Source organism: Rhizobium sp. FG96 (genome assembly GCF_057808655.1).
In genome coordinates, this window is the sequence record NZ_JBMDIL010000035.1 from 1 (window position 1) to 2,558 (window position 2,558).

The following is a 2,558-nucleotide window of genomic DNA, read 5'->3' on the forward strand; positions in this document are numbered from 1 at the left end:
CGTAAGCCTCCGGTGAAGGCCACAGGTCAGGCAGCTTGAGCTTCTGACGCTGGCGACGTCCAATTCCAAGGCAGAAGTTGCTCCAGACGGGTGATCGGCGTGTCTGCTATGCGGGCAAGAACATCGGCCAGCCACGCCTGTGGATCGATGTCGTTGAGTTTTGCCGTCATGATCAGCGTGGCCATGAAGGCGGCACGATCTGCGCCGCGGTCTGATCCGGCGAAGAGCCAGGACTTCCTGCCGAGTGCGAAGCCTCTGAGCGCTCGTTCGGCGGCATTGTTCGTCAGGCAGATTCTGCCGTCCTCCAGGAATGACGTGAAGCCATTCCAACGCTTGAGCATGTAGTCGATCGCCTCTGCGACCGGAGAACTGCGTGAGAGCTTTGCCCGCTCGGTTTGAAGCCAGGCCTGCAGATCATCGACGAGCGGCAGGCTTTCCTTGCGGCGACGTTCCAGGCGTTGATCGGCGTCAAGGCCGTTGATCTCGCGCTCGATATCGAACAGTGCGTCGATCCGTTTGACGGCTTCGAGCGCCATAGGCGAGATCGGCGCGGCGTTCTTTCCACGCTTGGCGTTTGCGGCAATGTCGGCGAGCACGAAGAACTTGCGCCGTGAGTGTGCCCAACATAGCGCCTGCGTCAGGGGCTCGGGATCACGATCAACCTTGAACAGCGGATTGTAGCCGCCATAAGCGTCCGCCTGCAGAATGCCGGTGAAGGTCTTCAGGTGGCGCTCCGGATGCTCCTGCCGTCGATCGCGCGAGGCATAATAAAGGGCGGCCGGCGGGGAGAGGCCTCCGAACGGTCGATCGTCCCGGACATAGGTCCAGATGCGGCCCGTATCGGTCTTTCCCTTGGCCAGGATCGGCACGGTCGTGTCGTCGCCGTGCAGACGTTCGGCAGCAAGGACATGCGCCTCGATTAGGGAGTGGATAGGCTTCAGCGCCGCGGCACATGCTCCGACCTGATCGGCCAGCGTCGATAAGCTGAGGTCGACGCCCTCGCGGGCGTAGCGTTCGCTCTGGCGGTTGAGTGGCTGGTGCTGGGCGAACTTCTCGAACAGGATCACCGCCAGCAGGTTCGGCCCTGCAAAACCGCGGGGTGTCACATGGAATGGTGCCGGCGGCTGCGTGATCTTCTCACACTCGCGGCAGGTAAACTTCTCCCGCACCGTCTGGATGACCTTCCACTGACGCGGTACGACCTCCAGGGTCTCGGTGATGTCCTCGCCAAGCTTCGACAACTTGGCCGATCCGCAGCAGGTGCAATTCGTGGGAGCGGCGATAACGACGCGTTCGCGTGGCAGGTGTTCGGGAAAGGGCTTGCGTGATGGGCGCTTGCGCTCGAACGCTTTGACGGCTGAGGCCTTGGCGGCGATTTCCGCGACCAATTCATCTTCACCGGCGTCTGCCTCGAGTTCCTCGAGCTGCAGTTCCATCTGCTCCAGGAGCCGCGCCTTACGCTCGGACCGGCTGCCGTAGAGTTCACGGCGAACCTTGTCGATCTCCAGCTTCAGCCGAGCGATCAGCGCCTCGGAATGCGATACGAGTGCCTTCGCGCTGGCGGCTTCTGCCTTGGCGGTCGACGCTTCTGCTTCGGCTGCGACACGTCGAGCGCGTTCCTGGGCCAGCAGTGCAAGCGCACTGGCAAGGTCGTCCGGAAGCTCTTCGGTCGCATTGCTCATGACAGGATGGAATCATATTCGACCCCATCATTCCAGTGTTTTTGCTTATCCGGCCGACGTTGGCCGCCAGGTCTTTTGCGGCATCCGCCAGTCGATGCCCTCCAGCAGATAACCGAGCTGCGCAGGCGTGATCACTACCGTGCCATCGGCCGCTGAAGGCCAAATGAAGCGTCCTCGCTCGAGCTTCTTCGTGAACAGGCAAGCTCCCTGGCTGTCATGCCAGATCACCTTGATCAAGCCACCGCCTCGGCCGCGGAATACGAACAGGTGACCGCACATCGGGTCGCGCTTTAGCGCCTCCTGCACCATCAACGACAGACCGGGGAAGCCTTTGCGCATATCGGTGTGGCCCGTCGCCAACCAGACCTTCACTCCACTCGGAACCGGGATCATCGCAGCCCCAGCACGCAATCGAGTATCCGGCCAAGCGCTTCCGTGTCGATGTCGCTATCCACGCGGACGCGTCGGCCCCGACCAAGTTCGATTGTTACATCACTGCGCTTCCGACGAGGATGGAATTTGGTGGGTGGTTCCGGCTGAGCGGGGGAGACTGTCGAAGCGGCCTCGGACACGATCACCGGCACCAAAGCCGCAGTGTCAGATCTTGGCTCCTCGATCCGACAAAGCTCTTTGCGCCAACGGAACAACTGGCTGACATGGATGCCGGCCGCGCGGGCAATCTCGGAGATGACCGCGTCTGGCTCAAAGCACGCAGCGACGAGCCGCTCTTTATCTTCGCGTGACCAACGCCGACGGCGCTCCACAGACGTGATCACCTCAATTGGATGCTTCGTCATATGACTACTCCTAGTGTTTCCACCAGGACTCGCAGTCAGCAGGCCGTCATCGCAAGACGGCCTTCACCGTGGGCTTACG

3 protein-coding genes are annotated in these 2,558 nt (G+C 61.6%); all 3 read right to left on the minus strand.

What is annotated here, in order from left to right; genetic code table 11:
• Positions 1–26: 26 nt before the first annotated feature.
• Genes tnpC through tnpA form a run of 3 tightly spaced genes read right to left on the minus strand, consistent with a single transcriptional unit; the run spans position 27 to position 2,479 of the window.
• A complete protein-coding gene (tnpC, locus tag ACODR6_RS32035) occupies positions 27–1,682 on the minus strand; it encodes an IS66 family transposase (protein ID WP_489026606.1) in 1,656 nt (551 codons plus the stop codon).
• Between the two features lie 45 nt (positions 1,683–1,727).
• Positions 1,728–2,075 carry an IS66 family insertion sequence element accessory protein TnpB gene (gene tnpB / locus ACODR6_RS32040; protein ID WP_489026608.1) on the minus strand — a complete coding sequence of 116 codons (348 nt, stop codon included), beginning with the start codon at positions 2,073–2,075 and terminating at the stop codon, positions 1,728–1,730.
• The gene (gene tnpA, locus ACODR6_RS32045) at positions 2,072–2,479 is read right to left on the minus strand and encodes an IS66-like element accessory protein TnpA (RefSeq protein ID WP_413390885.1); all 408 of its coding nucleotides are present in this window, start codon (positions 2,477–2,479) and stop codon (positions 2,072–2,074) included. The genes tnpB and tnpA overlap by 4 nt, the downstream gene beginning before the upstream one ends.
• Positions 2,480–2,558: the final 79 nt, after the last annotated feature.